The 25,101-nt window shown below is 39.4% G+C and carries 22 protein-coding genes, 1 other RNA gene and 1 other annotated feature; of the genes, 19 read left to right on the top strand and 4 right to left on the bottom strand.

Features of this window, described 5'->3' with window-relative positions:
• Positions 1–7: 7 nt before the first annotated feature.
• The 3 genes from queA to yajC all read left to right on the top strand — a co-directional run bounded on the left by queA (position 8) and on the right by yajC (position 2,535).
• Complete coding sequence (queA, locus tag ACFX40_RS10810; protein WP_025750588.1) at positions 8–1,036, top strand: tRNA preQ1(34) S-adenosylmethionine ribosyltransferase-isomerase QueA; 1,029 nt, start codon at positions 8–10, stop codon at positions 1,034–1,036.
• A 23-nt stretch (positions 1,037–1,059) separates the two neighbouring features.
• Positions 1,060–2,199 carry a tRNA guanosine(34) transglycosylase Tgt gene (gene tgt, locus ACFX40_RS10805; protein WP_013059317.1) on the top strand — a complete coding sequence of 380 codons (1,140 nt, stop codon included), beginning with the start codon at positions 1,060–1,062 and terminating at the stop codon, positions 2,197–2,199.
• A gap of 72 nt (positions 2,200–2,271) precedes the next feature.
• On the top strand, positions 2,272–2,535 hold the full coding sequence (yajC, locus tag ACFX40_RS10800; RefSeq protein ID WP_013059316.1) for a preprotein translocase subunit YajC: 264 nt from the start codon (positions 2,272–2,274) through the stop codon (positions 2,533–2,535).
• 36 nt (positions 2,536–2,571) lie between these two features.
• Here the strand turns inward: yajC and ACFX40_RS10795 are convergent, their stop codons facing one another.
• A complete protein-coding gene (locus tag ACFX40_RS10795; protein ID WP_013085105.1) occupies positions 2,572–2,955 on the bottom strand; it encodes a TIGR04086 family membrane protein in 384 nt (127 codons plus the stop codon).
• A gap of 146 nt (positions 2,956–3,101) precedes the next feature.
• On the opposite strand from ACFX40_RS10795, the gene ACFX40_RS10790 reads away from it, so the two are divergent.
• A complete protein-coding gene (locus ACFX40_RS10790; protein WP_483879798.1) occupies positions 3,102–3,755 on the top strand; it encodes a DUF421 domain-containing protein in 654 nt (217 codons plus the stop codon).
• A gap of 20 nt (positions 3,756–3,775) precedes the next feature.
• Here the strand turns inward: ACFX40_RS10790 and spoVB are convergent, their stop codons facing one another.
• Positions 3,776–5,386, bottom strand: a complete 1,611-nt coding sequence (spoVB, locus tag ACFX40_RS10785) for a stage V sporulation protein B (RefSeq protein ID WP_377254909.1) — start codon at positions 5,384–5,386, stop codon at positions 3,776–3,778.
• A gap of 64 nt (positions 5,387–5,450) precedes the next feature.
• Between spoVB and ACFX40_RS10780 the strand changes: the two genes are divergently transcribed.
• The 6 genes from ACFX40_RS10780 (at position 5,451) to dtd (ending at position 13,991) form a co-directional block, all read left to right on the top strand.
• Positions 5,451–5,744: a post-transcriptional regulator gene (locus ACFX40_RS10780; RefSeq protein WP_025750585.1), complete on the top strand. Its 294-nt coding sequence runs from the start codon at positions 5,451–5,453 to the stop codon at positions 5,742–5,744.
• A gap of 137 nt (positions 5,745–5,881) precedes the next feature.
• On the top strand, positions 5,882–8,119 hold the full coding sequence (gene secDF / locus ACFX40_RS10775; protein WP_098331500.1) for a protein translocase subunit SecDF: 2,238 nt from the start codon (positions 5,882–5,884) through the stop codon (positions 8,117–8,119).
• 140 nt (positions 8,120–8,259) lie between these two features.
• The gene (gene recJ, locus ACFX40_RS10770) at positions 8,260–10,602 is read left to right on the top strand and encodes a single-stranded-DNA-specific exonuclease RecJ (RefSeq protein WP_274154528.1); all 2,343 of its coding nucleotides are present in this window, start codon (positions 8,260–8,262) and stop codon (positions 10,600–10,602) included.
• A gap of 15 nt (positions 10,603–10,617) precedes the next feature.
• Complete coding sequence (locus ACFX40_RS10765; RefSeq protein ID WP_013059309.1) at positions 10,618–11,130, top strand: adenine phosphoribosyltransferase; 513 nt, start codon at positions 10,618–10,620, stop codon at positions 11,128–11,130.
• Between the two features lie 185 nt (positions 11,131–11,315).
• The gene (locus ACFX40_RS10760; protein WP_013059308.1) at positions 11,316–13,514 is read left to right on the top strand and encodes a RelA/SpoT family protein; all 2,199 of its coding nucleotides are present in this window, start codon (positions 11,316–11,318) and stop codon (positions 13,512–13,514) included.
• A 15-nt stretch (positions 13,515–13,529) separates the two neighbouring features.
• A complete protein-coding gene (gene dtd, locus ACFX40_RS10755) occupies positions 13,530–13,991 on the top strand; it encodes a D-aminoacyl-tRNA deacylase (RefSeq protein ID WP_028410584.1) in 462 nt (153 codons plus the stop codon).
• Here dtd and ACFX40_RS10750 read toward each other — a convergent pair.
• Positions 13,982–14,866: an N-acetylmuramoyl-L-alanine amidase family protein gene (locus ACFX40_RS10750; protein WP_231504553.1), complete on the bottom strand. Its 885-nt coding sequence runs from the start codon at positions 14,864–14,866 to the stop codon at positions 13,982–13,984. The two genes, dtd and ACFX40_RS10750, sit on opposite strands and share 10 nt — an antisense overlap.
• A gap of 166 nt (positions 14,867–15,032) precedes the next feature.
• Between ACFX40_RS10750 and ACFX40_RS10745 the strand changes: the two genes are divergently transcribed.
• The 8 genes from ACFX40_RS10745 (at position 15,033) to pstA (ending at position 23,129) form a co-directional block, all read left to right on the top strand.
• The gene (locus ACFX40_RS10745) at positions 15,033–15,209 is read left to right on the top strand and encodes a hypothetical protein (protein ID WP_013059305.1); all 177 of its coding nucleotides are present in this window, start codon (positions 15,033–15,035) and stop codon (positions 15,207–15,209) included.
• Between the two features lie 87 nt (positions 15,210–15,296).
• Positions 15,297–15,529: a binding site (T-box leader), on the top strand.
• A gap of 68 nt (positions 15,530–15,597) precedes the next feature.
• Positions 15,598–16,866: a histidine--tRNA ligase gene (gene hisS / locus ACFX40_RS10740; protein WP_028410586.1), complete on the top strand. Its 1,269-nt coding sequence runs from the start codon at positions 15,598–15,600 to the stop codon at positions 16,864–16,866.
• A 12-nt stretch (positions 16,867–16,878) separates the two neighbouring features.
• The gene (aspS, locus tag ACFX40_RS10735; RefSeq protein ID WP_028410587.1) at positions 16,879–18,657 is read left to right on the top strand and encodes an aspartate--tRNA ligase; all 1,779 of its coding nucleotides are present in this window, start codon (positions 16,879–16,881) and stop codon (positions 18,655–18,657) included.
• A 118-nt stretch (positions 18,658–18,775) separates the two neighbouring features.
• A non-coding RNA gene (ssrS, locus tag ACFX40_RS10730) (6S RNA) lies at positions 18,776–18,957 on the top strand.
• A gap of 162 nt (positions 18,958–19,119) precedes the next feature.
• A complete protein-coding gene (locus tag ACFX40_RS10725) occupies positions 19,120–19,884 on the top strand; it encodes a tRNA threonylcarbamoyladenosine dehydratase (RefSeq protein WP_028410588.1) in 765 nt (254 codons plus the stop codon).
• A gap of 422 nt (positions 19,885–20,306) precedes the next feature.
• Positions 20,307–21,191 carry a phosphate ABC transporter substrate-binding protein PstS family protein gene (locus ACFX40_RS10720; protein ID WP_377254906.1) on the top strand — a complete coding sequence of 295 codons (885 nt, stop codon included), beginning with the start codon at positions 20,307–20,309 and terminating at the stop codon, positions 21,189–21,191.
• Positions 21,192–21,315: 124 nt separating this feature from the next.
• The gene (gene pstC, locus ACFX40_RS10715) at positions 21,316–22,203 is read left to right on the top strand and encodes a phosphate ABC transporter permease subunit PstC (RefSeq protein ID WP_013059300.1); all 888 of its coding nucleotides are present in this window, start codon (positions 21,316–21,318) and stop codon (positions 22,201–22,203) included.
• A complete protein-coding gene (gene pstA, locus ACFX40_RS10710; RefSeq protein ID WP_028410590.1) occupies positions 22,200–23,129 on the top strand; it encodes a phosphate ABC transporter permease PstA in 930 nt (309 codons plus the stop codon). Before pstC ends, pstA begins: the two co-directional genes overlap by 4 nt.
• Before the next feature lie 46 nt (positions 23,130–23,175).
• On the opposite strand, the gene ACFX40_RS10705 is transcribed toward pstA, so the two are convergent.
• Complete coding sequence (locus tag ACFX40_RS10705) at positions 23,176–24,453, bottom strand: replication-associated recombination protein A (RefSeq protein ID WP_028410591.1); 1,278 nt, start codon at positions 24,451–24,453, stop codon at positions 23,176–23,178.
• Between the two features lie 226 nt (positions 24,454–24,679).
• On the opposite strand from ACFX40_RS10705, the gene cymR reads away from it, so the two are divergent.
• Positions 24,680–25,096: a cysteine metabolism transcriptional regulator CymR gene (gene cymR, locus ACFX40_RS10700; protein ID WP_013059297.1), complete on the top strand. Its 417-nt coding sequence runs from the start codon at positions 24,680–24,682 to the stop codon at positions 25,094–25,096.
• The last annotated feature ends 5 nt before the right edge of the window (positions 25,097–25,101 follow it).

Below are 25,101 nucleotides of genomic sequence, written 5' to 3'. Positions count from 1 at the left end.
GAACATTTTGAAAGTAGATTTATTTGATTTTCATTTACCAGAAGAATTGATTGCCCAAACGCCGCTTGAGCAGCGAGATGCGTCAAGACTCATGGTATTAAACAAAGAAACAGGAAATGTGAAGCATCATATGTTTCATGACCTTCTTGATTATGTGCAAGAAGGAGATTGTTTAGTGTTAAACGACACGCGTGTTCTTCCTGCACGATTATTTGGGACAAAAGAAGATACAGGTGCTAATATTGAAGTATTGCTTTTAAAACAAACACAAGGCGATACGTGGGAGACGCTTGTAAAACCGGCTAAACGAGTAAAAGAAGGCACGGTTATTTCGTTTGGTGACGGACGTCTGACAGCTGTATGTAAAGAAACGAGCGACCAAGGCGGACGTTTGTTAGAATTCAACTATGAAGGCATCTTTTATGAGGTTCTAGAACAACTGGGAGAAATGCCGCTGCCGCCTTATATTAAAGAACGCTTGGATGATCAAGAGCGCTACCAAACGGTTTTTGCTCGCGAACAAGGTTCTGCAGCAGCGCCAACAGCAGGTCTTCATTTTACAGAAGAGATGCTTGAACAGTTAAAAGAAAAAGGTGTGCATATTGCATTTTTAACGCTTCATGTCGGATTGGGTACATTCCGTCCAGTCAGCGTTGACGACTTAGAAGAACACGATATGCACTCAGAGTTTTATCAAGTGAGTGAAGGAACTGCTGCTTTACTAAACAGCGTACGCGAAAAAGGCGGTCGCATTATTTCAGTAGGCACAACTTCTACCCGTACCCTTGAAACGATTGCAACTGAGCATAACGGCAAATTTGTTGCTTCTTCAGGCTGGACCAATATTTTTATCTTCCCAGGGTATGAATTTAAAGCAATTGATGGAATGATTACAAATTTCCACCTTCCAAAATCTACGCTCATTATGCTTGTAAGTGCCTTAGCAGGAAGAGAAAACGTTATTTCTGCCTATGAACAAGCTGTAGCAGAGAAGTATCGCTTTTTCAGCTTCGGCGACGCGATGCTAATTTTGTAATTTAACATGAAAGGAATACATCAATGACAGCAATTCGTTACGAACATATAAAAACTTGTAAACAAACAGGAGCGCGTTTAGGGATTGTCCATACGCCTCACGGCTCATTTGAAACGCCTATTTTCATGCCAGTAGGCACATTAGCTACAGTAAAAACAATGTCTCCGGAAGATTTAAAAGCAATGGGGGCAGGCATTATTTTAAGTAATACGTATCATTTATGGCTTCGTCCAGGTCATGAAATTGTTAAAAAAGCGGGTGGCCTTCATAAATTTATGAACTGGGATCGTCCCATCTTAACGGATTCAGGCGGCTTCCAAGTTTTCAGCTTAAGTGATTTGCGCCGTATTGAAGAAGAAGGCGTTCATTTCCGCAACCATTTGAATGGAGACAAGCTTTTCTTATCTCCAGAAAAAGCGATGGACATTCAAAATGCGCTTGGGTCTGATATTATGATGGCATTTGATGAATGCCCACCTTATCCAGCAGAATATGACTACTTAAAACGTTCAGTTGAACGCACAAGCCGCTGGGCAGAGCGATGCCTTGAGGCTCACAGCCGCCCTCAAGACCAAGGTCTTTTTGGGATTGTTCAAGGCGGAGAGTTTGAAGATTTACGCCGTCAAAGTGCAGCAGATTTAGTTTCAATGGACTTCCCAGGTTATGCTGTGGGAGGGCTGTCAGTTGGAGAACCAAAAGATGTAATGAATCGTGTGCTTGAGTTTACGACGCCATATTTACCAACCGACAAACCACGTTATTTAATGGGAGTGGGATCACCTGACTCGTTAATTGATGGAGCGATTCGCGGGATTGATATGTTTGATTGCGTATTACCAACGCGTATTGCACGTAACGGAACGCTTATGACAAGCGAAGGTCGTCTTGTTGTTAAAAATGCAAAATATGCAGAAGACTTCGGTCCGATTGATCCAAACTGTGACTGCTACACGTGTCAAAATTATTCAAGAGCGTACATTCGCCACTTAATTCGTTGTAATGAAACGTTTGGAATTCGTTTAACATCTTACCATAACTTATATTTTCTGCTAAACTTAATGGAGCAAGTCCGTGAAGCCATTCGCGAAGACCGACTTGGCGATTTCCGCGATGAGTTCTTTGAAAAATATGGGTTTAACGGCCCGGACGCAAAGAATTTCTAGGTCACTACAGGAATTTTCATCAAATTTATGAATGAGTACCTGTTGATAATATAAATAAAAGGAGGAGTTTTCATGGGAGTTTTACAAAATATTTGGCCATTACTTTTAATGTTTGTCATTTTCTATTTCTTGTTAATCCGTCCACAGCAAAAACGTCAAAAAAACGTACAGCAAATGCAATCAGCACTTAAAAAAGGTGATAAGGTTGTTACAATTGGCGGTATGCACGGTTTGGTAGACGCAATTGATGAGTCACAAGTTGTGGTTCGCAGCACTGACGGTTCAAAATTAACGTTTGACCGCAATGCTATTCGTGAAGTAAGAAGCGTAGATTAATAAAAAAAACGTCACGTACATGTACGTGACGTTTTTTTATGCTTCTCGTGAACCGGCAATGTTTACGCCAACAATTCCCCCTAGAATAGCGACTCCAATAAATCCAGCGTGAAATAAGAGCTGCTGTGCAGAAAACAGGTGACTATAGCCGAGGAATTGTAGTAAAAACATTAAAAAAGAATAAGAAACACCAGTGGCTCCTCCAACGAGAAGTCCCTTTGAACCGTTTCGGCCTCCCGCGATAAATCCTCCGATAAACAGTGTAATAAATGAGAGAATAAGTAAAAATAAACGTACGGATTGCTCTTCAAGCGATGTGAATTTTAAAATAAGCGAAAAGATAATGCTAATCGCTAAAGCCATCACTAAGATTGTTGCTACTCCTGCAAATACAGCGTTGCTCATTCGTTTTGCACCCAACTTGTTTCCCCCTCATGAAATAAAAAGATAGGTGAACCCTTAGTACGAGCATATTCGGGATGACTTCAAAATAGACGCATAAAAGTAAGGCTATTTTAAAATAAATGGTACAAACTACAAGGGAATACATAAAGGAGGTCTTTGCAGTGGAACTATTGATCATGGTTGCGCGAACCGTGCTTTTATATGTAGTAGTTTTAATTATTTTTCGCGTTATGGGTAAAAGGGAAATAGGAGAACTGAGCATTTTGGATTTAGTTGTCTTTATTATGATTGCTGAAATGGCAGTAATGGCGATTGAAAACCCAAAAGATCCCTTGCTGTATTCAATTCTTCCGATGTTAACGCTTCTTATTATTCAAATCGGCTTAGCTGTATGGTCTCTTAAAAGCAATCGAATGCGAAATTTTATTGATGGCAAACCTAGTATTATTATTGAGAATGGAAAAATAAACGAACATGAAATGAAAAGGCAGCGATATAACTTCAATGACTTGCTCGTGCAGCTGCGTGATAAAAATATAAAAAATGTAGCTGATGTTGAATTTGCTATTTTAGAATCTTCAGGAAGGCTATCCGTGTTTGAGAAAGATCAGCAATCAGGTGAAAAAGGCAATTTGAATTTGCCTTTTATCATTGACGGCATTGTTCAAGAAGAGCATCTGCTGCATGAACATAAAACGACGGAATGGTTAAGGACAGAGCTGGAAAAGCGAGGGTATTCAAACTTAGATAAGATTTCATATTGCAGCTACGACAACGGAAAATTTTTTATAGATTTGGTAGATGTGAAACAATAAAACGCGGATTGCTCCGCGTTTTATTTTCGTTTAAAATAGCGTAAAACAGAAAAACGGTTTAATTCTTCCTTTGTTATCAGTCTAAAAAGCAGCAAAAACAGTACGTATACAATGCTTGTAAGTGCAATCGATAAAACGGTTCGTAAGCTCAAAGGGATGGAAGTGAAAAGGTTCATATAAGCGAAGTGTCCAATAAAGCCTGATATGCCCATTACAGAAAAACTGCGAAGATACTCAAACACATGAATCTTATATGTGATTTTTTTCATGACGGTAGACAGGTGTAAAAGAGTGACAAGCATCATTCCCACAACAATTGCAAGACCAGCTCCCATAATGCCTAGATTTGGCTGAGTTGCGAGTAAGAAGATAAGAGATGTTTTGACCGCTGCTCCTATAAAACTGTTAATCATGGCTGCTTTTGCAAGGTCTAGCGCCTGCAGAACAGCTTGAAGCGGCCCTTGAAAGTAATAAAAGATAAAAAAAGGCGCCATGACTTTGACAAAAATAGCAGCTTTGTCAGAACCATACATCAATTCCATTACCGGATTAGCAAATACATAAAGAACAACAACGGCCAGTCCGCCTGTTACAAACGACAAGCGGAGAGCTTGATGAAGCCGATATTCGATTTGCTTCATTTGATTCTGTGCAAGAGATTCACTGATTGCGGGAACCAAAGATGTGGATAGAGACACCGTTACAAAAGAAGGCAGCATCAGGAGAGGGAGTGCAAAGCCTGTTAATTCCCCGTACTGCTTCGTTGCTACAGCTGTCGCTACTCCTGCAATTGCTAAACTTTGAGCTACTACAATCGGTTCTAAAAACCAAGAAATTGACCCAATCATGCGGCTTCCTGTCGTGGGAAGAGCGATTCGCATTAAGTCAAAGAACGTATCTTTGCCCGCATGTAAAGAAGCAAAAAATTTTCGTCTTACCGTTATTTTCTTCTTTCGCTTGAACATAAACACCATATAAAACAGTGAAGCTAGTTCTCCAAATACAGAAGAGAGCATAGCGCCAGCCGCAGCGTACTCAATTCCATAGGGCAAAAATGCTTTTGTACATACGGCAATTAACGTAATCCGCACCACTTGTTCGATAATTTGAGAATAAGCAGCAGGCTTCATTTGCTGCTTTCCTTGAAAATATCCGCGAATGACAGACGAGACGGCGATGATTGGAATAACTGGAATAATTGCAAGCAGCGGATAGATCGTACGTGAATCTGTAAAGAAGGTTTTTGCTACAACGGGAGCGAATAATATTAGTCCGAGCGTAAATAAAACGCTCAGCGTACACGTAATACTTAAAGAGACGACAAGTATTTTTTTTATTTTATGCCTGTCACCTAAAGCTTCTGCTTCTGCCACTAACTTGGATATGGCAACCGGTAGCCCAAGCTGTGTTAAGGTGATTACTAATACCAGCGTGGGGACCGCCATCATATAAAGTCCCACACCTTCGTCTCCAATCATTCGAGCCACCACAATTCGATTGACAAACCCGAGTACACGTGTAATTAAGCCAGCAATTATTAAAATAATAGTTCCCTGTAAAAATTTAGACATATACTCACTGCTTTCTTGAGGTTTATACAGTGAATATATGCGCCCCCGGTGTCCAAGCATGACAAGTATTCCTCATACGAGAAAGAAATTTTACGCGAAATGTCAAACAGAAAGGAGGATCGATATGACACATCCATTTATTTCAGCTTCGAAAGAACTTATACAGCCTGTCTTATCCAGCAAAATGGAAGAATTTCATATGCTTGGATATGAAGAAGTAACGGAGAACGATTTATTGAGTTATTTAGAAATGAAAAAATGGAAAAAAGAAAAGGAGCTATCTCTCCATCAAGTGGTAAATGATATTTTATCTGTTAAGATCACGCAGGTGATGAGCTATGTAACAATTGAATCTTATAAATCTGATATGTTCTCAAGTGTTAATAATGGAGAAGACTGGAAAGAATTATTAAAGTAGAGCTTGTAAAATACATGTAATAAAATTTGATAAGGTCTTTATTTGACAGACATTAGGTTATGAATGATAATTAGATTGGTCATTTATCTATTGTTATCATTTCATGTTTTTTACATAAGAAGGAGGATTTTCTGTCGATGGTTAAAAGAGGACGTATCGTTGCCTTTTTCCTCTTAGTACTGCTTGTGTTTAGTACAATCGGAACAACGATGACTGGAATTACAAAAGATATTAAACTTGGCCTCGACCTTCAAGGTGGATTTGAAATTTTATATAAAGTCAGTCCAGCTAAAAAAGGCGATGTCATTGACAAAAAGGCACTTAACAGCACGGTTGAAGCGTTGCGTCAACGTGTCGATGTACTGGGAGTTAGTGAGCCCAGCATTCAAATTGAAGGAAACGATCGTATCCGCGTTCAGTTAGCTGGTGTCACGAATCAAAAGCAAGCCAGGGATCTGTTATCCACTCAAGCAAACTTAACGTTCCGTGACGTGAACGATAAGGTGCTGATGGATGGTACAGACTTAGCGCAAGGCGGAGCAAAGCAATCGTTTGACCAAAGCAATCAGCCTAGCGTCTCACTAAAGTTAAAAAATGCGAAAAAATTTGAAAAGATCACGCGAGAGCTTTCTCAAAAACCAGCACCTAACAATTTAATTGTCATTTGGCTGGATTATGAAGAAGGAAAAGACTCATACCAAAAAGAAGCGACAAAACAAAATCCGAAGTATCTATCTGCAGCCTCTGTTAGCAGCGTGTTAACACAGCCAGATGTTGAGATTTCAGGTGGAAACTTCACAGTGAAAAGTGCAACGCAGCTGGCGGAATTGCTAAACGCCGGGTCGCTGCCGGTTAAATTGGATGAGCTATACTCTACATCCGTTGGAGCACAGTTCGGAGAAGAAGCTCTTCATACCACTATATTAGCGGGTATTATCGGCATCGGAATTATCTTCCTTTACATGCTGTTTTTCTATCGTTTACCGGGGCTTATTGCCGTTATTACACTCAGTTTCTATATCTACTTGAACTTAGTTGTATTTGACTTGATGCATGTGGTTATGACGCTTCCAGGTATCGCGGCTCTTATTCTCGGCGTAGGTATGGCAGTAGATGCAAATATTATTACCTACGAGCGGATTAAAGATGAACTCAAAACAGGAAGATCCGTTATATCGGCATACCGGGCAGGAAATCGTCGCTCTCTTGCCACCATTTTTGATGCCAATATTACAACGATGTTAGCGGCTCTTGTACTGTTCTTTTATGGTCAAAGTTCAGTAAAAGGATTTGCTACGACGTTAATGATCGGGATTGTGCTAAGCTTTGTAACTGCTGTTTATGGTACTCGTTTACTAATGAGTCTTTTAGTAAACAGCCGCTGGTTTGATAAAAAACCAGGCTACTTTGGCGTGAAGAAAGAGCAAATTCACGATTTAAGCAAAGATGACGGCACAACCGTTTTACCTACAGCGTGGGATAAAATTGACTTTGTTAAATACCGTAAAGCGTTCTTCACGTTTTCAAGCGTGCTCGTCATTATCGGTATTATCTCGGTTGCCGTGTTCAGGCTGAACCTCGGTATTGACTTTACAAGCGGAACTCGCATAGAGATTCCGGCAAATCATACCGTTACGCAGGCTGAGATACAGCGCGAAATGAAGTCCCTTGATATCGAAACGGATGACGTAGTTATTACAGGGAAAAGTAATGATACGGGTGTCGTACGTGTAGTCGGGGTCTTGAATAAAAAAGAAATTGCCAATTTAAAAGATCACTTTAAAGATAAATACGGTTCTGAACCAAATGTAAGCACCGTTTCGCCGACAGTTGGAAAAGAACTGGCAAAAAATGCAATGATGGCGATTGTAATTGCTTCAATCGGAATTATCATTTATGTAACGATTCGATTTGAATTTTACATGGCGCTTGCAGCCGTGCTTGCTCTGTTGCATGATGCGTTCTTTATCGTTACTGTTTTCAGCTTAACGAAGTTAGAGGTTGATTTAACGTTTATTGCTGCTGTCTTGACGATTGTTGGTTACTCAATTAACGATACGATCGTTACGTTTGACCGCATTCGTGAAAATATGCAGAAATTTAAATCCAAAACGTTTGACGACTTGGCGTTTATCGTAAATCTAAGTTTGCGTGAAACGTTTACTCGCTCAATGAACACCGTGTTAACAGTTGTGATTGCAGTTGTAGCACTTCTTCTATTCGGAAGTGAATCGATTCAAAACTTCTCAATTGCTCTGTTAGTAGGTTTAATCCTTGGTGCATATTCATCTGTGTTTATTGCTGCTCAGCTATGGCTTGTGTGGAAAGGAAAACAGTTGAAGCGTGAGGAACAAAAAGAAGTAGAAAGCAAGTAATTCAAAAACGTGCGAAGTATTCGCACGTTTTTTTGTGCGTCAAAATTCAAGACGTACTGTCAGAAAAATGTGCTTATTTTCTTTCGTTGCTCCATTTCATCCACTCTAGTATAATAATGTGGGTTAAGGGGTGAAGAGACATGTTACAGTCAAAAAAACGTTGGAATGTTCAAGAATGTGATGAACAACTTGTTAATGAATTTGTAGAAAACCTCAATATTACACCTCTAGTAGCTTCGTTATTACTTAATAGAGGCATGACAACAGTAGAAGCGGCGCGTGAGTTTTTACACGTTGATGCACAAACGTTCCACGATCCGTTTTTGTTGCACGATATGGACAAAGCAGTAGCTCGTATTCAGCAAGCAATTGATCATAATGAAAAAATTATGATCTATGGAGATTACGATGCTGACGGCGTCAGCAGCACTTCTGTTATGTTATCTGCTTTACAGCAGCTTGGCGCTGATGTTGATTTTTATATTCCTAATCGCTTTACAGAAGGTTATGGGCCGAATAAGGCGGCATTTGATAAAATAAGCGCAGGCGGCTATCAGCTGGTGATTACGGTAGACACAGGTATTTCGGCAGTCGAAGAAACTGCGTATGCACGTGAATTAAACTTTGATTTAATTATTACGGATCACCACGAGCCGGGGCCGGTTTTACCGGATGCTTATGCAATTATTCATCCAAAGCTGCCGGGAAGTACATATCCATTTAAAGAACTGGCAGGTGTAGGAGTGGCTTTTAAACTCGCTCATGCGCTGTTAGGGGAGCTTCCGGAACATCTGTTAGAACTAGCAGTAATTGGGACGATTGCTGACTTAGTTCCTTTAGTGGACGAAAACCGCTTAATTGCTCGCAAAGGTCTTGATTATCTCAAGCTCACGAAGCGCACGGGAATTGAAGCGCTGCTGAGCGTATGCGGAGTAAAACGTGAAGAAATTAATGAGGATACAATTGGATTTGCGATGGCTCCTCGCATTAATGCAGTAGGACGTCTTCAAGATGCTGATCCAGCTGTTCATTTACTTATGACGACAAATGCTGAAGAGGCAAAAGGTTTAGCTAAAGAAATTGATGCGTTAAACAAGGAAAGACAGCAAATCGTAAACGATATTACAGAAGAAGCCGTTGAATTTGTTGAGAGTATGTATCCTCCGGATGAAAACAGCGTTCTTATTGTAGAGGGAGAAGGATGGAATGCAGGCGTTGTTGGAATTGTCGCTTCTAGGCTCGTAGAAAAATTCTATAGACCAACAATTGTACTAAGTATTGACTCTGAAAACCGTATTGCCAAAGGTTCAGCAAGAAGTATCGAAGGTTTTGACTTATTCGCGAACTTATCTAAGTGCCGTGACATTTTGCCGCATTTTGGAGGGCATCCAATGGCAGCCGGCATGACATTAAACAGCGATGATGTAGAAGAGCTGCGCAGACGTCTTAATGAACAAGCAAGCAACGTGTTGACGGAACAGGATTTTATTCCAATTACATCAGTTGATACAGTATGCACAACAGAGGAAATTACGCTGGAAAACATTGAACAAATGAGTGCGCTTGCTCCATTTGGTATGCATAACCCGAAGCCAAAAGTTCTCATTAAAGATGTTCATACAACATCTATGCGGAAAATTGGTGCTAATAAAAATCATTTAAAACTCGTATTTGAAGACAGCGGTGTATCGGTTGATGCAGTAGGATTTGGGTTAGGCTATATATTAGATGAAGTATCTCCTATAGCTAAAGTATCATTAGTAGGTGAACTATCTATTAATGAGTGGAATAATATGCGCAAGCCGCAGCTGATGGTGGAAGATATTTCTGTAGATGAATGGCAGATGTTTGATTATCGCAGTGCAGTTGATGTCAAACGTTTCTTTCAGCAGGTATTTACGGATCAAATGAAAGTTGTTGCTTTTCACGCTTCAACAATTGATAAATACAAGTCGCTGCTGCCGATGGAGCATGTTGTTCTTATTCAAGATGAAGAACAGGCAAAAGCATGTATGTTTGCAGGGGAACAGATCGTTTTATTAGATTTGCCTCCTTCACAGAAATGGCTTGAATGTTTGTTTGTCCAAGGTATCCCTTCTAGAATATACGCTATTTTCTTAACGGAAGAAGACCATTATTTTGATACAATTCCAACTCGCGATCATTTTAAATGGTTTTACGGCTTTTTAGCGAAAAAGGGTCCCTTTGATTTAAAACGCTACAAAGAAGATTTAGCGATTCATAAGGGCTGGTCAAAAGAAACGATTGATTTTATGGCAAAGGTGTTTTTTGAGTTAGAATTTGTTACAATAAACAATGGCTTAATTTCGTTAGTGAAAAATTCTGCGAAACGTGATTTAATAGAATCTGCGACTTATCGCCAAAAGCAGCAGCAGATTGAAATAGAAAAAAACTTTATTTATACGTCATATGTACAGCTTAAAAATCAATTTCAAGATATTTTTAAGCGTTCGATTGAATGAGGAGGCAACATTAGAATGAATTTTAAAGATTATATTACAATTGTACCTGACTGGCCAAAACCAGGTATTACATTTAAAGATATCTCAACATTAATGGATAACGGTGATGCATACCGTGCCGCAACGGATGAGATTGTAAAATATGCGAATGATAAACAAGTTGATATTATCGTAGGGCCAGAAGCTCGCGGATTTATCGTTGGTTGTCCAGTAGCATATGCGTTAGGTATCGGTTTTGCACCTGTTCGTAAAGAAGGAAAATTACCGCGTGAAGTAATCAAAGTAGATTACGGTTTAGAATACGGTAAAGACGTATTAACGATTCACAAAGATGCAATTAAGCCAGGTCAGCGCGTGTTGATTACAGATGATTTATTAGCAACAGGCGGTACAATTGAAGCGACAATTAAGCTTGTCGAAGAATTAGGCGGAATTGTTGTTGGAGCTGCGTTCTTAATTGAACTTTCTTACCTTGACGGCCGTGACAAACTAGACGGTTATGATGTATTCACATTAATGACGTATTAAGAAGAACGATCACATAAAAAAGAGTACCTGATACAGGTGCTCTTTTTTCGTTAAAAAACGTTAATACGTAAAATGGAAATGAGGTAAATTTGATAAATTAAACGCAAAGGCTTTACATCCTTGGATTTTTTCAAGATAATAGTTACAATATGAATTAAAAATGCTAGTTGATAAAAGGTGATTTCATGGCAAATGAGCAAGTCCTAACAGCGGAACAGGTCATTGACAATACGAAGCGATATTTAAATGAAGAAGACGTGGCTTTTGTACAAAAAGCATATGATTTTGCAAAAGAAGCTCACAAAGAACAATATCGCAAGTCGGGTGAACCATATATTATCCACCCGATTCAAGTCGCAGGAATTTTAGTTGATCTAGATATGGATCCAGCAACAATTGCAGCTGGATTTCTACATGATGTGGTTGAAGATACAGAGATAACACTAAAAGATTTAGAAAAAGCTTTCAATGAAGAAGTAGCAATGTTAGTAGACGGCGTAACGAAACTGGGAAAAATTAAATATAAGTCTAAAGAAGAGCAGCAGGCTGAAAATCACCGCAAGATGTTTGTAGCAATGGCTCAAGATATTCGAGTCATACTGATCAAACTTGCGGATCGTCTTCATAACATGCGTACGCTAAAGCATTTACCGCAGGAAAAACAGCGACGCATTTCAAATGAAACGCTTGAAATTTTTGCTCCTCTTGCTCATCGTCTTGGTATTTCAAAAATTAAGTGGGAGCTTGAAGATACAGCTTTACGTTACTTAAATCCTCAGCAATATTATCGCATTGTAAATTTGATGAAGAAAAAGCGTGCGGAACGCGAGCAGTATTTGGCTGAAGTTATCGATGAAGTTCGAGAGCAAGTAGATGAAGTGTCGATTAAAGTTGAAATTTCAGGACGTCCAAAACATATTTATTCCATCTATCGTAAAATGGCACTGCAAAACAAGCAGTTTAATGAAATTTACGATTTACTAGCTGTGCGCATTATTGTAAATAGCATTAAAGACTGCTATGCGGTGTTAGGAATTATTCACACGTGCTGGAAGCCAATGCCAGGACGGTTCAAAGATTATATTGCAATGCCAAAACAAAATATGTACCAGTCTCTTCATACGACGGTTATCGGACCAAAAGGTGATCCGTTAGAAGTTCAAATTCGAACGTTTGACATGCACCAAATTGCTGAGTATGGAATTGCTGCTCACTGGGCTTACAAAGAGGGAAAAACAGCTGAGCATGCTTCATTTGAAGAAAAGTTGACGTGGTTTAGAGAAATTTTAGAATTTCAAAATGACGCAAACGATGCAGAAGAGTTTATGGAATCTCTAAAAGTTGATTTGTTTTCTGACATGGTTTACATTTTTACGCCAAAAGGCGACGTCATTGAGCTTCCTTCGGGTTCTGTTCCAATTGATTTTTCCTATCGTATTCATTCTGAAATCGGAAATAAAACCATTGGAGCAAAAGTCAACGGCAAGATGGTTACGCTTGATTACCGTTTGAAAACGGGGGACATTATCGAAATTTTGACGTCTAAGCATTCGTATGGTCCAAGCAAGGACTGGTTAAAGCTTGCTCAAACGTCTCAAGCCAAAAATAAAATTCGCCAATTCTTTAAAAAGCAAAGCCGCGATGAAAATATTGAAAAAGGCAAAGAGCTGGTTGAAAAAGAAATTCGTCAAATGGAGTTTGACTTAAAAGAAGTATTAACAGCTGATAATATCAAACGAGTAGCGGAGAAGTTTAATTTCTCAAACGAAGATGATATGTATGCAGCTATTGGGTATAACGGATTAACTGCGGCTCAAGTAGCTAATCGTTTAACCGAGAAGTGGAGAAAGCAGCGCGATCAAGAACAAGAGATCCAAATTGATGATATTGCACGCGACACTGCGGCCAAGCGTGTTCGCCAACATAAGCGAAAAGATTCCGGGGTTATCGTACCGGGTGTAGAGAACATGCTGATTCGCTTGTCTAAATGCTGTAATCCAGTTCCTGGAGATGAGATTGTTGGTTTTATTACAAAGGGACGGGGAGTATCTGTTCATAGAGCAGATTGTTTAAACGTTCACACAGATGATGCTGAAAGCCGTCTTATTCCTGTAGAGTGGGAAACACATATTAAAGAAGGCAAAGAGTTTAACGTAGAAATTGAAATTTCAGGATACGACCGCAGAGGCTTACTAAATGAAGTTCTGCAGGTTGTAAACGAGACTAAAACGAATATTTCAGCCGTTTCAGGAAAATCGGACCGAAACAAAATGGCTACGATTCATATGTCAATTTCTATTCATAACATCAGTCACCTTCATAAAGTGGTTGAGCGCATTAAGCAGCTTCGAGACATTTATTCAGTTCGCCGAATTATGCATTAAGAAAGGTCGTTATACATGAGAGTAGTCGTACAAAGAGCAAAGAATGCAAAAGTAACTGTTGCAGGTGAGACGGTCGGTGAGATTAAGCAAGGATATATGCTTTTAGTGGGCATTACCCATGACGATACTGAAGCTGATGCAGAGTATGTAGCAGATAAAATTGTGAATTTGCGAGTGTTTGATGATGAGTCTGGCAAAATGAATTTGTCGCTTCTAGATGTAGAAGGAGAAATTTTATCGGTATCTCAATTTACGCTTTACGGAGATTGCCGAAAAGGCAGAAGACCAAACTTTATGGGAGCTGCTAGGCCAGATCATGCTGTAACGCTTTACAACTATTTTAATAAAATATTATCAGAAAAAAATGTTCGAGTAGAGACCGGCGCATTTGGTGAAATGATGGACGTATCATTTACAAATGACGGACCGGTCACACTTATTGTAGAAAGCAAAGAAAAAACGCAGACTCACAGATGAGCCTGCGTTTTTTCTTTGCTTTGAAAGTAATGATTTAACCCTTCAGCGATAGCGGACGTCATCATTTGCTGATAACTGATGGAATTAATATACGTTTCTTCCCGTTCGTTGCTTAAAAAGCCCAGTTCAATTAATGTACTTGGACGTGTATTTTCGCGAAGAACATAATAGTTTCCAAAACGTTCTCCTTTGTCTTTCAATTTTGCATGATTAATAAGGGACTGATGAATAGAATGTGTGAGTGGACTGTCCTGATGCTGATGGTAATAATACGTCATAAGGCCAGTTAGCTGTGAGCTGTTCGTACTGTTGTAGTGAATGCTTATAAAAGCATCTGCTTTAGTCGATTGCAGCGTGCGCTGTGAAAGTAGAAGGTACTTATCATGGGTGCGGGTTAAAATGACGTGTGCGCCTTCTTTTTGAAGTTTGTTTTGTAAAATAAGTGCTGTTCGGAGAGTGAGGTCTTTTTCATATGTGCCCTGTGTGCCGATGGCTCCTTTGTCTTTTCCTCCATGGCCTGCATCAATAATAATTGTTTTGCCCTTTAGGTGCCGCAAGCTTTTACTCAGCGTATAAACAGGCTGGCGCTGCGCTACCTGCATGCTAGGCTGAACGCTGCTGAGCGCTACGGTTTTCGTGAATTTTTTAAACACCCATCCTTGAATATCCGAGCTTTCTACATAATACCAATCTCCTTGACGGTCTGAAACGGATAGTCTTGTATTCTTCGTCAATTTATTTGTAATTGAAAATGAACGTCCTGGACCGCTGCGTACATGAAGAGAGTCAGCTGTTACAATAATGGGTTGATGCACCGGTACATTTGGGCGCTCAAATGAGGACGAGCACAGTAACAAAAGGATACTTGCAGTCAAAACAGATACAGACTTCATGTTAAGATGGCGAATAGATAGACCTCCTTTTTATAACAAAATAGAGTATTCGATGAAAATAAAAAAAATCCTTTCTCTTATGTAAAAACATCTTTTTTGGGCAATGCTAATAAAAGGATAAGTAAGTGTAGGCAGGGAGGAAGAAACAATGAAGTTTAGTGAAAAAGGTGAACAATCATTTCAGCAGGTAAATCCGGTATTTGGCATTCATTTTCATGATTTTATTGATAGAGAAAGTGAAGCTTCATCCCTTGAATTGGCTTCTGAATTTGGTTTAACGCTTCGAGATATTCAGAAACTAAGAAAACAATTAGACCGCTCTTAACATGAAAGGTGCTTGACAACTGCTCATTTCATTCGTAATATAGAAAGCAATTGCTAAATTAAAATGAATGTATAACATTTTTATATTGATAAGCCAAAGATCGAGAAAAGTAGTAAAGATGACACATGGCTAGAGAGGAAATGTCTTAGGCTGAAAGCATTTCTACATGATGACTTTATGAAAGAACACTCAGGAGGCTTCACTCTGAAAAGGGAAACTTAGTAGGAGATGAACGTGTTCGTGCGTTAACGAAATGAGTGGAAACATGTCATATGTTTCAATTAGGGTGGTACCACGTGAGATCAACTCTCGTCCCTACTATGGAAAAATAGTAGAGGCGAGAGTTTTTTTGTATTGTAAATTTTAAATATAGGAGGCATATCACGTTATGTCAGTTCAAATACCTAGAGGCACACAAGATATTTTACCGGGCAAAGTAGAATATTGGCAGTTTGTTGAACAGCGAGCAAGAGAAATCTGCCGTGCGTTCAACTACCAAGAAATTCGTACACCAATGTTTGAACACACTGAATTATTTTTGCGCGGAGTGGGAGAAACAACAGATATCGTGCAAAAAGAAATGTACACATTTAAAGATCGAGGTGACCGCAGCTTAACGCTTCGCCCAGAAGGAACAGCTGCAGTTGGACGATCATTTGTGTCAAATAAGATGTTTGGAAATCCAACGCAGCCAACCAAGCTGTTTTATATTGGCCCTATGTTTCGCTATGAACGACCTCAAGCGGGACGTTTCCGTCAATTCGTTCAGTTTGGTGTAGAAGCATTAGGGGTAAATGATCCAGCTATTGATGCTGAAGTTCTTGCCCTGTTAATGAGCTTTTACCAATCGCTTGGATTGAAAAAATTAAAGTTGGTTGTTAACAGTTTAGGAGATACAGAAAGTCGTCAAGCTCACCGTCAAGCGCTTATTGACCACTTTGCACCTCGCATTGGAGAGTTTTGCAGCGACTGCCAAAGCAGATTGGAGAAAAATCCTCTTCGTATTTTAGACTGTAAAAAAGATCGGGACCATGAACTGATGGCTACAGCGCCGTCTATTCTTGATTATTTAAATGACTATTCAAAAGAATATTTTGAAAAAGTACAGCAGTACTTAACCGATTTAGACATTGACTATGTTGTAGATCCGACGCTAGTACGCGGGTTAGATTATTATAATCACACAGCATTTGAACTAATGAGTGAAGCAGAAGGATTTGGCGCCATTACAACTCTTTGTGGCGGAGGCCGTTATAATGGGCTGATTCAAGAAATCGGCGGACCTGAAACACCGGGTATCGGATTCGCTTTAAGTATCGAACGCTTATTATCTGCATTGGAAGCAGAAGGAATTGAGCTCCCGGTAGAAACAGGCGTAGATTGCTATGTAGTAACTATGGGCGATGAAGCAAAAGAAAAATCCGTTTCAATTGTGAATACGCTTCGACGTGCAGGCTTTGTAGCCGATAAAGATTATCAAGATAAAAAAATGAAAGCTCAGTTTAAAGCAGCTGATCGTGTACAAGCAAAATTTGTTGTTGTTCTAGGTGAAGATGAGCTAGCAAAACAAGTTGTAAACGTAAAGAATATGGAATCTGGCGAACAGCAAGAAGTATCAATTGATCAATTGGTCAGCTATTTGCAAGAACAAGTATAAGGGGGAACCATGATGACAAAACGTTCATACTACTGTGGTGATGTAACAGAACAAGCAACTGGCGAAACAGTTCTATTAAAAGGATGGGTTCAAAAACGCCGTGATTTAGGGGGATTAATCTTTATTGATTTACGCGACCGCGGCGGAGTTGTACAGGTTGTATTTAATCCTGAAAAATCTGCTGAAGCGCTAAAAATTGCTGAAGATGTACGTAATGAATTCGTACTGGAAGTGCAAGGAACTGTTGTAGCTCGTGAAGAGGGAACCGTTAACCCGAACTTAAAAACAGGTAAAATTGAAGTTCACGCTGAGCAGATTACGGTATTAAACAAAGCCAAAACACCTCCTTTTGCTATTGCGGATCAAACGGAAGTATCAGAAGATGTTCGATTAAAATATCGTTATTTAGATCTTCGACGTTCTGAGATGTTTAACACGCTTAAAATGCGCAATGACATTACAAAAACAATTCGTGACTTCTTAGATCAAAATGACTTTTTAGATGTTGAAACACCTATTTTAACGAAAAGTACGCCAGAAGGCGCACGTGATTATCTTGTACCAAGCCGCGTGCACGAAGGGGAGTTTTATGCTCTTCCTCAATCACCGCAAATCTTCAAGCAGCTGCTAATGGTAAGCGGAGTTGAGCGTTATTATCAAATCGCTCGCTGCTTCCGTGATGAAGACTTGCGTGCAGATCGCCAGCCTGAATTTACTCAAATCGATATTGAAACATCATTTTTATCTCAAGAGGACATCATGACAATGACGGAAGAAATGATGTCTAAAGTAATGAAGCGCGTAAAAGATTTAGATATAACGACGCCTTTCCCGCGCATGTCATATGATGAAGCGATGAGTCGCTACGGTTCAGATAAGCCGGATACACGTTTTGAAATGGAGCTAGTCAACTTATCAGAGCTTGTGAAAGACTGCGGATTCAAAGTATTTAGCGCAGCAGTTGAAAACGGCGGAGAAGTAAAAGCCATTAACGTAAAAGGTGCCGCTTCTAGCTATTCACGTAAAGATATCGATGCTCTAACAGAGTTCGTGAAAATTTACGGTGCTAAAGGGTTAGCATGGCTGAAAGTTGAAGCTGACGGCTTAAAAGGACCGATTGCAAAATTCTTCAATGAAGATGAGCAAAAGCAATTTGCGGAAGCTCTTCAAACGGAAGAAGGAGATTTACTTTTATTTGTAGCTGATAAAAAGTCAGTTGTAGCAGATGCACTTGGCGCTCTTCGCCTAAAGCTTGCAAAAGAACAAGGAATTATTGATGAAACGAAATTTAACTTCCTATGGGTAACAGATTGGCCTCTTCTTGAGCATGACGAAGAAGACAACCGTTACTACGCGGCTCATCATCCATTCACAATGCCAGTTCGTGAAGATTTACCAATGTTAGAAAGCGATCCTGGACAAGTCCGTGCACAAGCATATGACTTAGTATTGAATGGCTACGAACTTGGCGGAGGATCTTTACGTATTTACGAGCGTGATATTCAAGAAAAAATGTTTAAAACGCTTGGATTTACATTAGAAGAAGCATATGAGCAGTTTGGTTTCTTACTTGAAGCATTTGAATACGGTACTCCTCCTCACGGCGGAATTGCGTTAGGTCTTGACCGTTTAGTTATGCTTCTAGCAGGACGCACAAACTTGCGTGATACAATTGCCTTCCCTAAAACAGCAAGTGCAAGCTGTCTATTAACAAATGCACCTGGTGAAGTAAGTGAAGCGCAATTAGACGAGCTGCATTTGCAGGTAAAAAAGCAAAAAACAGAAGCGTAATCGATTGAACCGTCTGTTAAATCGAGCCTGTCACGTTCCAGTGACAGGCTCGATTTTTTTGTTTTACTTATTAATTGCAAAGTGATTTTTTCTGTGATAAGATACTTTCAAGAACTAAATAGTCCTGATGTGTTCGTCCTTAATCCAGTTTTGACCGAACAATTTTTTGCTTGGGAGCTCGGAGTTTTTAACGAGCGTACATGCCTCATCTCGAGGACTTACAATGGTTAAAGCAGAGCACCCACCTGCCGAGAGCGGGTTCAAAACGAAGGCACTCGAGACGGCACGATCGGGACTAGCATACATATAAAAAATCCTCTATGTAATTATTTGCATAGAGTTTTTTTATGGATAAATAACGAATGCTCATGTTCGTTTTGCTAAAAATATGGTATAGTCAATTTCGTTGTTTATTTGAATTATTCATACACGTTAGTGTATTTAATAGAGGAGTGTTTTAACATGTTGCATCAGTTTTCGCGTAATGAACTGGCGATAGGAAAAGAAGGGCTAGCTACTTTAAAAGGCAGCACAGTTGCTATTTTAGGGATAGGAGGAGTAGGGTCGTTTTCTGCTGAGGCTTTGGCTAGGTCAGGAGTAGGGCGTTTAATTCTTGTAGATAAAGACGATGTTGATATTACAAACGTAAATCGTCAAATTCACGCGCTGCTTTCTACGGTAGGTCAGCCCAAGACAGAATTAATGAAACAGCGTATTTTAGATATTAACCCAGACTGTGACGTCGTTTCTCTTCAAATGTTTTATACGGAAGAAACGTATGAAGAGTTCTTTAGTTACGAACCGGACTTCGTAGTGGATGCATCCGATACGATTTCGTATAAAATTCATTTAATGAAAGAATGTTTAAAACGTGATATTCCGATTATTTCAAGTATGGGTGCTGCGAATAAAATGGATCCAACACGTTTCAAAATTGCAGACATTTCAAAGACACATACAGATCCGATTGCAAAAGTGGTTCGTACTCGTCTGCGTAAAGAAGGAATTCGCAAAGGAATTAACGTCGTTTTTTCTGATGAACGTCCAATCGTTATTCGCGAAGAAGTTCGCAAAGAAGTAGGAAACGATCAAGCGCAAATTCGAAAAGCGAAAATGCCCCCATCTTCTAATGCTTTTGTTCCATCTGTAGCAGGATTAATTATGGGCGGTCATGTTATCAATGAATTATTAACTGATATTAAGATTCGCCGCGTAGGTGATCAATAAAAAGAAGGCTATCGCAGCCTTCTTTTTTTTATGGAAATATCTGTTCTATTTATGCTTTGGATGGAATCTTCTGTTTGATATGTATAAAAAGTACTAATAAATTGAAAAATATGGCTTGATGGTGAATTTACACTGTATTAAAAAAAGAGATTTATGTAAATTTATTTAACGCTTTATTTACATAAAATTTACGTTTTGGCTTTCTTTCTTTTGTATCTTCTACAGTAATGTCCAGAAAGTCTTATATATCAAGGGTTTTAATAGAAATAAGAAAAAATAAACCCCAAATAAGTAAGTTTACAGTAACTTAAAATTCACTTCATATAAAGACAACAATCTACTCGTATAATGTGTCTTGTACCTGTTGTTCGAGTACAAAGGACTAGTACTAATTACACATATATTTATTGGAGGGTAATGTAATGAAAACAAAGGGTTTTAAAGTAACATTAGCAGCTTTTTTAATGGTAGGAGCACTAGCAGCATGTGGTAAAGACGGAGCAAGCAACGACAGTGGTTCGGGCAGCAAAGAAGAAGTGTCAGGTACGTTAACAGCAGCGGGATCTACAGCTTTACAACCACTTGCAGAAGAAGCAGCGAATGGAATTACTGAAAAATATCCAAACCTTTCAGTAACGGTACAAGGTGGAGGTAGTGGAACTGGTGTTAACCAAGTAGCATCAGGAGCAGTTGACATCGGAAACTCTGACGTTCCAGCAGCCGATAAAATCGAAGATAAATCAAAAGCAGATAAACTTGTCGATACGAAAGTAGCGGGCATTGGGTTCGCACTTGTTGTAAATAAAGATGTAAAAGTAGAATCGTTAACACAAGAGCAAATTCAAAAGATTTTCTCTGGTGAAATTAAAAACTGGAAAGAAGTTGGCGGAAACGACGAAAAAATTAACGTAATCAACCGTCCAGCATCATCTGGTACACGTGCTACATTCGAGAAAACATTAATGGGTGACGCAAAAGTAAATGACAGCGTTGGTACAGCTCAAGATTCAAACGGAGCGGTTGAGCAATCAGTAAACTCAACGCCAGGAGCAGTAAGTTACCTTGCTATGTCGTATTTAATTGGCGATAAAAAAGAAAGTCTAAAAATGCTTAATATTGATGGTGTGGAGCCAACAACAGAAAACATTGTTTCTAAAAAATATCCGTTTTGGTCTTATGAGTACATGATTACAAACGGTGAGCCAAAAGATGCTGCAAAAGAGTACATTGACTATGTAGCTGGTAAAGACTTTGCTAAGCAAGTAGAAGATATGGGATATATCCCAATGACTGAGTTCAAAAAATAAGAGTGTTTTTAAAAAGAATAGGGCTGACTAACACAGTCAGTCTTATTCTATTTGAATGTTAATAAAGTATATAGCGAATAAAAAGAAAAGCGAATATATACTGAATATGTAAGGAGACAGAGCGATGAAGGGGAAAAAATCCATTAATTATGTAAAAAGCGAATACATTGGCCGTACGCTTTCTACATTTTGCGGTATTTTAATTGTACTTGTTACGTTAGCTATTATCGTATTTATTTGTGAAAAAGGCATACAGTCATTTTTACAAAGTAATATATCAATCGGTGAAATGTTGACTTCAACAAAATGGAGCCCAAACAATAAAGAATACGGGGCACTTGTGTTTATCCTGGGTTCCATGCTTGTATCGATCGGAGCCGTTATTATAAGTGCTCCAATTGGAATTGCTATCGCCATTTTTAACAACTATATTTCGCCTAAATTTGGGTCAACGGTTTTACGACCGGTTTTAGAACTTTTAGTCGGAGTTCCTTCAGTGGTATACGGCCTTTTAGGGGTTACCATTTTAGTACCGCTTCTTCGCGATAACTTCGGCGGAGTGGGCTTTAGTTTGATTGCCGGAATTATTGTCTTAAGCGTCATGATTCTTCCGACAATTGCAAGTATTGCTGACGATGCAATTCGAAGCGTAGCACCTGAATATTTAGAAGCTTCTTATGGACTAGGTTCAACAAGATGGCAGGCAATTAGCCGAGTCATTATTCCATCTGCTAAAACAGGTATTTTAACAGGTATCGTGTTAGGGCTTGCCCGCGCATTCGGAGAAGCGCTAGCTGTTCAAATGGTTATCGGAAATACGGTTAAGCTTCCTGAAAGCTTATATAGCCCAACGGCAACATTAACAGGTATTTTAACAATGGATATGTCTAATACGCTAAACGGAACGGCATGGAATAACGCATTATGGACGTTAGCCATGATTTTACTGCTTATTTCTTTCGTGTTCATTTTAATTATCCGAGCAATTGGGAAACGAGGTGCTCATCAATGAGAAACAAAAATGCACGCACAGTAAATAATATATGGACAGGTATTTTTTATGGCATTGCCGCTCTAGTTGTGTTGCTATTAGTGTATTTAGTTGTTGAAATTATCGCTAAAGGCTGGGGATTTTGGGATCCGAACTTTTTATTTGGAAAGCCAAGCAATACGATGGCAGGAGGCGGTATCGGACCACAGCTGTTTAACTCGTTCTACATGCTTGTTTTAACGCTGATCATTTCTATTCCTCTTGGTTTAGGAGCCGGAATTTACTTAGCGGAGTACGCGAAGCAAGGTCGTTTTTTAAATTTCGTCCGCTTATGTATTGAAACAATGGCGTCATTACCGTCCATTGTAGTTGGTTTATTTGGATTATTAATTTTCGTCACATTTTCCGGCTGGGGCTATACGCTTATCGGCGGAGCACTTGTGATTACAATTTTGAATTTACCGGGTTTAACGCGCGTATGTGAAAGTGCAATTGCATCTGTTCCTGCGAGTGTAAAAGAAGCAAGTTTAGGTTTAGGTGCAACTAAATGGCAGACAATTGTCAAAGTCGTCATTCCATCAGCGATTCAACAAATTATCACAGGCGTTATTTTAACAGCGGGACGAATCTTTGGAGAGGCAGCTGCGTTGATTTATACGGCTGGCTTAACGACGCCGATGTTAAATTCAAATGCCGACTTAACAAGTCCTGTAAACCCGTTTAATATTTTTCGACCAGCAGAGACGCTTGCCGTTCACATTTGGAAATTAAACTCTGAAGGAATCGTACCTGATGCAAGATTGATTGCAACAAAGTCAGCTGCTATTCTAATCATTATGGTTCTGTTGTTTAACATAGTCGCTCGTTTAGTCGCTAAACTTTTAGACAGCTACTTTAAAGGTTCAACAAAAACGAAAAAACGAAAAGACGTTAAAAGTGCAGCTTAATAGATAAAGACAAAAAAGAAAATGGCTTTGAAACTGAGCAACAGTTTCAGCCATTTTCTTTTTTTAATGTCTCTAAACGATTGAAAACTTTTGAAAAGTATTTTTCTTGTCCATTTTGTTTAGGATGAAAATATTGTTTGTTTTTGATGCGATCCGGTAAATACTGTTGAAGGACCCATCCGTTATCAAAATCATGCGGGTATTGATATTCAACGCCTCGGCCAAGGTTCTCTGCTCCTTTGTAATGAGCATCCTTCAAATGAGGGGGAACGTCGCCGGACAGCCCTTTTTTAATATCGCTTATCGCTTCATCTAATGCTTTGTAAGCAGCGTTGGATTTCGGTGATAGGCAAAGCTCAATAACGGCGTTTGCAAGCGGGATACGTGCTTCTGGGAGTCCTAATCGCTCAGTTGCTTGAATGGCTGCGAGAGTTCTCATGCCGGCATCCGGATCAGCTAGTCCAATGTCTTCATAGGCAATGACTAAAAGGCGACGATTGATGCTGATCAAGTCTCCTGCTTCAATTAGCCGTCCCAAATAATGAAGAGCGGCATTTACGTCGCTGCCGCGAATCGATTTTTGAAAAGCCGATAATACATCATAGTGAGCGTCACCATTTTTATCATGTGAAAAATATTTTTGCTGCAGACATTCTTCTGCCGTTTGTAAGGTAATAACGATTTTACCATCGCTTTCGCCTGTTGATAAAACAGCCAGTTCCAGAGCATTCAAAGCCGAGCGCACGTCACCGTTACAGCTGTTGGCAAAGTGGTTCATGGCGTCATCTTCTATGATAATTTTTCTATCCCCAAATCCATTGGATGAGTCGTTGAGTGCCCTTGTTAGCGCCATTTTGATATCATCTGGCGTAAGGGATTTTAATTCGAAGATTTGGCATCTGCTTCGAATAGCAGGATTAATTGCGTGATAAGGGTTACTTGTTGTCGCTCCGATTAGAATGATCATGCCATTTTCTAAATAAGGAAGCAAAAAGTCTTGCTTGGCTTTGTCAAGGCGATGAACTTCATCTAACAGGAGAATTACTTTGCCTGACATTTTGGCTTCTTCGGCGACAATTTCCATATCTTTTTTATTGTTTACAACGGCATTCAACTGACGAAACGCCGTGTTGGTTGTTTTTGCAATAGCTGTGGCAATTGTTGTTTTTCCAACGCCTGGAGGTCCATATAAAATCATCGAGCTTAAGTGATTTGCTTTTACCATTCGATAAATCATTTTATCTTTGCCAACTAAATGCTGCTGTCCGATAACATCATCTAAATGAGTCGGACGCATTCGAAATGCGAGAGGTTTTGTAGCCATATTTTTCTCCTTTCTTTTCTTTCACTGTATCATAAGAGGTGAATAGGTGGTGGAAATTTATCTTATAGGCATAGTATGTTATAATATCAACAGTTACATTTGCAAGAAATGCGTATAGAGAAGTTCATATAGCTTAGTAAAAAACGACTCATCACAGTATTCAGTGACAACGTGAGGGTCTTATTTTTTTCATAAATAAAAAAAGTGTATTGAAGGAGTGTATCGTATGAAAATTTCAACAAAAGGACGCTACGGTTTAACGATTATGATTGAGCTTGCGAAGCGCTTTGGCGAAGGTCCTATCTCGCTTAAAACTATTGCTCAAACGCATGACTTATCTGAACATTATTTAGAGCAGCTTATTTCACCGCTGCGTAACGCTGGGCTTGTAAAAAGCGTGCGCGGAGCTTATGGAGGTTACATCTTAGCACATGAACCTGCTAACATTACTTCTGGAGATATTATTTCTGTTTTAGAAGGTCCTATTAGTCCTGTAGAAGGAATTGAAGATGAAGAGCCTGCAAAACGCGAGCTGTGGATTCGTATTCGAGATGCGGTTAAAGAAGTGCTAGATAGTACAACGCTTGAAGATTTAGCAAATCATTCTGATGATGATCAAGCGTCTTATATGTTTTATATTTAATAATG

Origin of the sequence: Priestia sp. YIM B13552 (assembly GCF_042787775.1) — a bacterium.
In the GTDB taxonomy this organism is placed as follows: Bacteria; Bacillota; Bacilli; order Bacillales; family Bacillaceae_H; genus Priestia; species Priestia megaterium_E.
This window is presented reverse-complemented; position numbering and strand designations above follow the sequence as displayed.

Coding starts and splice junctions, on each gene's coding strand:
- aspS (WP_028410587.1), top strand. CDS start 16,879: ATGACAAAACGTTCATACTACTGTGGTGATGTAACAGAACAAGCAACT.
- ACFX40_RS10725 (WP_028410588.1), top strand. CDS start 19,120: ATGTTGCATCAGTTTTCGCGTAATGAACTGGCGATAGGAAAAGAAGGG.
- yajC (WP_013059316.1), top strand. CDS start 2,272: ATGGGAGTTTTACAAAATATTTGGCCATTACTTTTAATGTTTGTCATT.
- tgt (WP_013059317.1), top strand. CDS start 1,060: ATGACAGCAATTCGTTACGAACATATAAAAACTTGTAAACAAACAGGA.
- ACFX40_RS10760 (WP_013059308.1), top strand. CDS start 11,316: ATGGCAAATGAGCAAGTCCTAACAGCGGAACAGGTCATTGACAATACG.
- recJ (WP_274154528.1), top strand. CDS start 8,260: ATGTTACAGTCAAAAAAACGTTGGAATGTTCAAGAATGTGATGAACAA.
- hisS (WP_028410586.1), top strand. CDS start 15,598: ATGTCAGTTCAAATACCTAGAGGCACACAAGATATTTTACCGGGCAAA.
- secDF (WP_098331500.1), top strand. CDS start 5,882: ATGGTTAAAAGAGGACGTATCGTTGCCTTTTTCCTCTTAGTACTGCTT.
- ACFX40_RS10705 (WP_028410591.1), bottom strand. CDS start 24,453: ATGGCTACAAAACCTCTCGCATTTCGAATGCGTCCGACTCATTTAGAT.
- ACFX40_RS10745 (WP_013059305.1), top strand. CDS start 15,033: ATGAAGTTTAGTGAAAAAGGTGAACAATCATTTCAGCAGGTAAATCCG.
- dtd (WP_028410584.1), top strand. CDS start 13,530: ATGAGAGTAGTCGTACAAAGAGCAAAGAATGCAAAAGTAACTGTTGCA.
- ACFX40_RS10780 (WP_025750585.1), top strand. CDS start 5,451: ATGACACATCCATTTATTTCAGCTTCGAAAGAACTTATACAGCCTGTC.
- ACFX40_RS10765 (WP_013059309.1), top strand. CDS start 10,618: ATGAATTTTAAAGATTATATTACAATTGTACCTGACTGGCCAAAACCA.
- ACFX40_RS10720 (WP_377254906.1), top strand. CDS start 20,307: ATGAAAACAAAGGGTTTTAAAGTAACATTAGCAGCTTTTTTAATGGTA.
- cymR (WP_013059297.1), top strand. CDS start 24,680: ATGAAAATTTCAACAAAAGGACGCTACGGTTTAACGATTATGATTGAG.
- pstA (WP_028410590.1), top strand. CDS start 22,200: ATGAGAAACAAAAATGCACGCACAGTAAATAATATATGGACAGGTATT.
- pstC (WP_013059300.1), top strand. CDS start 21,316: ATGAAGGGGAAAAAATCCATTAATTATGTAAAAAGCGAATACATTGGC.
- spoVB (WP_377254909.1), bottom strand. CDS start 5,386: ATGCTTGGACACCGGGGGCGCATATATTCACTGTATAAACCTCAAGAA.